The organism is Streptomyces sp. NPDC127084, assembly GCF_042724175.1.
Classification (GTDB): domain Bacteria; phylum Actinomycetota; class Actinomycetes; order Streptomycetales; family Streptomycetaceae; genus Streptomyces.
Genome location: NZ_JBHXFA010000154.1, coordinates 1 through 4684, shown reverse-complemented (window position 1 = coordinate 4684; position 4684 = coordinate 1). Strand labels below are relative to the sequence as shown.

General features: G+C 68.1%; 4 protein-coding genes. All 4 read right to left on the bottom strand.

Features of this window, described 5'->3' with window-relative positions:
* Nucleotides 1-153: 153 nt before the first annotated feature.
* Genes ACFWI9_RS27780 through ACFWI9_RS27765 form a run of 4 tightly spaced genes read right to left on the bottom strand, consistent with a single transcriptional unit; the run spans nucleotide 154 to nucleotide 4599 of the window.
* Entirely contained in the window at nucleotides 154-870 is a 717-nt protein-coding gene (locus ACFWI9_RS27780; protein WP_387166081.1) for an ABC transporter ATP-binding protein, read from the bottom strand.
* Nucleotides 867-1913 (bottom strand): ABC transporter ATP-binding protein, encoded by a 1047-nt coding sequence (locus ACFWI9_RS27775; RefSeq protein WP_387166097.1) that lies wholly within the window; start codon nucleotides 1911-1913, stop codon nucleotides 867-869. The genes ACFWI9_RS27780 and ACFWI9_RS27775 overlap by 4 nt, the downstream gene beginning before the upstream one ends.
* Nucleotides 1914-1918: 5 nt before the next feature.
* Complete coding sequence (locus ACFWI9_RS27770) at nucleotides 1919-3661, bottom strand: branched-chain amino acid ABC transporter permease (protein WP_387166095.1); 1743 nt, start codon at nucleotides 3659-3661, stop codon at nucleotides 1919-1921.
* A gap of 5 nt (nucleotides 3662-3666) precedes the next feature.
* Entirely contained in the window at nucleotides 3667-4599 is a 933-nt protein-coding gene (locus tag ACFWI9_RS27765) for a branched-chain amino acid ABC transporter permease (protein WP_387166079.1), read from the bottom strand.
* Between the last annotated feature and the right edge of the window lie 85 nt (nucleotides 4600-4684).

The window sequence follows — 4684 nt, the reverse complement described above, 5'->3', positions numbered from 1 at the left end:
CGGTGTAACCGGAGCCGGTGTCACCGGGGTCGGCGAGCACGCGGTAGAACGTCGGGGGGGGGGGGCGGGGCGCGGCGCGGCAGGGGTCGGGCCCGGCCCCCCCCCCCCCGCCGCGCGCGGCCCCCCCCCCCCCTCTCCATGTGTGCGTACCGGTCAGTCCTCGCCGAGATACGTCTTGCGGACGTTCTCGTCGTGGAGCAGATCCTGTCCGCTGCCGGTGAGCTTGATCTCGCCGACCTCCATGACATACGCCTGGTCGGCCAGGGACAGCGCGGCCTGGGCGTTCTGCTCGACGAGCAGAATCGTCGTGCCGGCCGCCTTCAACTCGGAGATGGTCGCCATGATCTTCTGCATCATGATCGGCGAGAGACCCATCGACGGCTCGTCCAGCATCAGCAGCTTGGGCTGGGACATCAGTGCCCTGCCCATCGCGAGCATCTGCTGCTCACCGCCCGAGAGGGTGCCGGCGGCCTGCTTGCGGCGCTCTCCCAGGATCGGGAAGAGGTCGTAGGCGCGCTGGATGTCCTTCTCGATCCCGGCCTTGTCATTACGCAGGAACGCTCCGAGCTGGAGGTTCTCGGTGATGGTGAGGCGCGGGAAGATGTGCCGGCCCTCGGGGGAGTGGGCCAGTCCGAGGGACACCACCTTGTGTGCGGGGATGCCGCTGAGGGGCTTGCCATCGAACATGACCTTGCCGCTGGACGGCTTGAGCAGTCCTGACAGGGTGCGCAGGGTCGTGGTCTTGCCGGCGCCGTTGGTGCCGATCAAAGTCACGACCTGGCCGGCCTCGACGGAGAAGGAGATGCCCTTGACGGCCTCGATCTTGCCGTACGCGACCCGAAGGTCCTCGACTTCGAGGAGTGCGGTCACTTCGCGTCCCCTTCCGTGCTGGTGGTGCTGGTGTTGCCGTCAGAGCCATCGGAGTCGTCGGCGCCGTCCGACTCGTCCTCAGCCGGGTCGGAGGCCTCGTCCGTCTCGTCGGTCTCGTCCGCGTCGTCCGCATTCACGGCGTTCTCGTCGGTCTCGTCCGAGGACTCGCCGTCGGCGGCGGACGCGGCCGACGCCTGCTCGGCGGCCTCCACCTCGGCGGCCTCCTCCTGGCCCGGCTCGCCTTCGAACGGCTCACCGAGGTAGGCGGCGACGACACGCTCGTCGCCTTGGACGACCGCCGCCGTGCCCTCGACGAGCTTCTCGCCCTGCACAAGGCAGGCGACCCGGTCGCACAGGTTGAAGATGAAGCGCATGTCGTGCTCGATGACGAGCACGGCGATGCCCATGTCCCGGATCGCGAAGATGAGCTCTTCCGCGGCCCGGGTCTCCTGCGGGTTCATACCGGCCGTGGGCTCGTCCAGAAGCAGCAGGCCGGGGTCGCTCGCGAGTGCGCGGGCAATCTCCAGCTTGCGCTGCTCGCCGTAGGGCAGGTTGCGCGAGAGGTGGTCGGCCTTGTGAGCGAGGCCGACAAACTCGAGCAGTTCCATGGCACGCGCGTGCGATGCCGCTTCGGCCTTCTTGAAGCCCGGGCCGCGCAGCAACGCCGACCAGAGGCCTTCCTTGGTCCTGGTGTGGCGTCCGACGAGGACGTTCTCCAGGACGCTCATGTTGGCGAAGAGCCGGATGTTCTGGAAGGTACGGGCGATGCCCGCGCTGGTGACCAAATGCGGCTTGGGCGGCAGTACCGTGCCCTTGTACTTCACCGTGCCCTCGGTGGGCACGTAGAGCCCGGTGAGGCAGTTGAAGAAGGTCGTCTTTCCGGCACCGTTGGGTCCGATAAGTCCGACGATCTCGCCCGCGCGGACGGTGAGGTCCACGGAGCGCACGGCGGTGAGGCCGCCGAAGCGCATCGTGACGCCGCTGGCTTCGAGGACGGCCTCGGCCGTCTTCGTGGTGGTCTCTGCGGTGGTGGTGGTTGTCATGGTGCTCACGCCCCAGCCTTGGCCGTGCCGACAGCGGCGTCGTCGGGGGTTCGTTGTTCCGGTACGTCGAGTTGGTCGGTCTCGTGGAATTCGAGCTTGGCGCGCCGGTTGGCGATGAGGCCTTCGGGACGGAAGCGCATCAGCAGGATGAGGGCGATGCCGAAGCCGAGGAGCTGGTAGTCCTGAAGGAACTGGAGCTTGGCCGGGATCATGTAGAGCAGCGCGGCGCCCAGCAGCGGTCCGCTGATGGTGCCCATGCCGCCGAGGATGACGGCCGCCAGAAGGAAGGCGGAGTTGGGCGGCACAGGGCCGGCGAACTGGTACATCTCCGGGACCACGGTGTGCTGCACGTGTGCCTGCACGGTACCGGCGAGGCCGGCGAGGGTGGCACCGAGCGCGAAGGCGATCAGCTTCACCTTGAAGCCGTTGATGCCCATGGCGGTGGCCGCGGTCTCGTCCTCGCGGATGGCGACCCAGGCGCGGCCGATGCGGGAGTTGCCCGCGCGGCTGAAGACCACGACGACGAGGACCGTCGCGAGGAGCATCAGCAGGTAGTAGTTGGCGTAGGCGCCGAGCTCGAAGCCGAGGATGTTGTGGGACTCCCCGAAGTTGTACCCGAAGAACTCCAGGTCGGGGATGTTGGGGACGCCGTTCGGGCCGTTGGTGATCTGGGGACCGGAGACACCGTCGAGGTTGCCCATGGCGATACGGAAGATCTCACCGAAGCCGAGCGTCACGATGGCGAGGTAGTCGCCGCGCAGCCGCAGGGTCGGGGCGCCGATCACGACACCGAAGATCAGTGAGACGAGGGCGCCGAGCAGGACGGCGGCCCAGAAGGGCAGGTGGATGTCGAAGGCGGAGGCCGTCGAGCCCGAGACGAGTGCGGCGGTGTACGCGCCGACGCCGAGGAAGGCGACGTATCCGAGGTCGAGCAGGCCCGCGAGACCGACGACGACGTTCAGGCCCAGTGCCACGGTCGCGAAGATGAGGATGTTGACCGCGACCAGGGTGTACTGGTCGGTGTTCTGGGTGAAGGGGAAGGCCGCGGCGGCGACGAAGGCCCCGATCACCGTGACCTGGCGGTGCTTGGCGGTGATCGCTGACAGGCGCGCCATGAGCCCGGACTTGATCAGCGCGGCCGCGCCGAAGCCGACGAGGATGAGGTAGCCGGTGAAGAGCTCGGCGTACTCGGTGTCGATGCCGTAGGTGGTCACGTACAGGCCGACCGCGAAGGCGGCGACGATGACCAGGATCTCGGCCCAGGAAGGGAGCTCCTTGGGCTTGGCGGCCACGCGGCTGTCGTCCGGCAGCTGGAACGCGGTGACGACGGGAATCACGGAGACCACGGCGGCGACGAAGCCGCCAGGCTCCAGATTGATCACACCGCCCAACTCGATGGTGATGGCGCCGAGGGTGAACCAGGTGACGGCGAGGCCGCCCAGGGCCAGGGCCCGCAGGGCCTTGGTGCTGCCCGCGGGCACCAGCCAGCCGAGGCCCTTGATGCCGAGCGAGGCCAGCGCGACGAGGACGGTGAGGAGGCCGGCGACGAGCGTGAGGACCTGGAGGCCGCCGGGGTATCCGCTGATGGTGAGATTGCCGGGGAAGGCCGAGGTCCACGTCCAGGCGAGGAAGGTGCTCGCGACGGTGGCCACGCCGCCCGCGGCGGTGAGCCAGCGCAGGGTGGTCGCCTTGGAGGCGCCGTCGGCCGGGGCGGTGCCCGTTGCCTTGGTGGTGTCGGAGGTCGTCATAGTTCTCACGCCCGATCCGCGACGCGCTCACCGAGCAGACCCTGTGGCCTGACGAGGAGCACGACGATGAGGAGTACGAAGGCCCAGACGTTGGACCACGCGCCACCGCCGAGCTGCTGCATGCCGGGGATGTCCGCGATGTAGGCGATCGACATGGCTTCGGCGAGGCCGAGGACGATACCGCCGACCATGGCGCCGTAGATGTTGCCGATACCGCCGAGGACCGCGGCGGTGAAGGCCTTGAGCCCGAGGATGAAGCCCATCTCGAAGTTGATCTGGCCCTTGTCCAGGCCGTACGCGACCGCTGCGACCGCCGCGAAGGCGGCGCCGATGGCGAAGGCCATCACGATGATGCGGTCCGTATTGATGCCCATGAGCTTCGCGGTGTCCGGGTCCTGGGCGGTGGCCTGCATAGCGCGGCCGCTGCGGCTCTTGGAGACGAAGAGCCCGAGGCCGAGCATGCAGAGCGGAGCGAGGATCAGCACGAAGGCGTCGGCCTGCTGGATGGCGAGGTTGTCGAAGATCTTGAAAGCCTCGCCGGTGAACTCAGGGAAGCTCTTGGCGGACTTGGCGCCCGGGTAGAAGCCCCAGATGAGCTGCTGGAGCGCGATGGACAGACCGATCGCGGTGATGAGCGGGGCCAGACGCGGGGCACCGCGCAGCGGCCGGTAGGCGAAGCGTTCAGCGGCTGTGGCGACGGCGACGGAGGCGATCGCGCCACCGATGATCATGAGCGGGATCGCCACCAGGAGCGAGGTTCCGCTGGGGAGCCATATGTAGGTGGTGAGGGCGCCGAAGCCCCCGATCATGAAGATCTCGCCGTGGGCGAAGTTGATGAGCTGGACGATGCCGTAGACCATGGTGTACCCGATGGCGATGAGGCCATAGAGGGCACCAAGGGCAAGGCCGTTGGCCAGCTGTTGCGGCAGTTCGTTCACCGCAGAGCCTCCGATGAAGGTGTCGGATATGAAACCGGGGGGGGGGGGGGGTGTTTGGGAGGGGCGCGGGGGGGTGTGTGGGTGG